Here is a 647-nt window from a genome sequence, read left to right as displayed (position 1 = left end):
CCGGTCGTCCTGGTGCTCTCGCTCGGCGCAAGCCGGCTGCGCGAGGAGACCGACGAGGCCGCCCCCGGCGTCACCGCGGGCGACCGCCCGGCCCGCGGCGGCCTCGCGATCCACCGCCTGGTGCCGTGGTTCATCCTCGCCTTCCTTGCGCTCGCGGGCCTTCGCTCGACGGGCCTGATCCCGCCGGTTGCGCTCGCGCCGATGTCGGAGACCGCCAACGTGCTGACCGTGGTCTCGATGGCGGCGCTCGGCCTCGGGGTCGACGTGCGCAGCGTCGCCAAGGCCGGGGCGCGGGTGACCCTCGCGGTGGTCGCCTCGCTCCTCGCCCTCGGCGCCGTCAGCCTCGGCCTGATCCGCGTGCTCGGCCTCGTCTGATCCGCGCTATGGCATCGATCCAACTCCTTGATGAAAGAACTGCCGTGACACGTTCGTCCCAATCTTCGTCCGAGGCGGTCGCGCAGGCGACGGGATGGTTGATGAGGCCGGGTCGCGAAACGGCGGACGCGGCAGCCCTTCTCGACGGGTTCAGTGCGTGCCTCTTGGGGCTTGGCTTGCCACTGGCCCGCGCCACCACCCACGCGCCGACCCTGCATCCGTCGTTCCGCTGGGTAATGCGCGTCTGGCATCCAGGAGCGTCGAGCCTAGCC

Annotated in this window: 1 protein-coding gene; it reads left to right on the top strand. The window is 71.7% G+C overall.

Annotation, left to right across the window (positions count from 1 at the left end):
- Positions 1 to 375: putative sulfate exporter family transporter (locus FV227_RS28690; protein ID WP_147860488.1), on the top strand; the 375-nt coding region annotated here is incomplete at its 5' end.
- Between the last annotated feature and the right edge of the window lie 272 nt (positions 376 to 647).

The organism is Methylobacterium sp. WL119 (genome assembly GCF_008039875.1).
Lineage (GTDB): Bacteria > Pseudomonadota > Alphaproteobacteria > Rhizobiales > Beijerinckiaceae > Methylobacterium.
The sequence above is the reverse complement of the archived record's forward strand: the minus strand, read 5'-3'. Positions and strand labels throughout refer to the sequence as shown.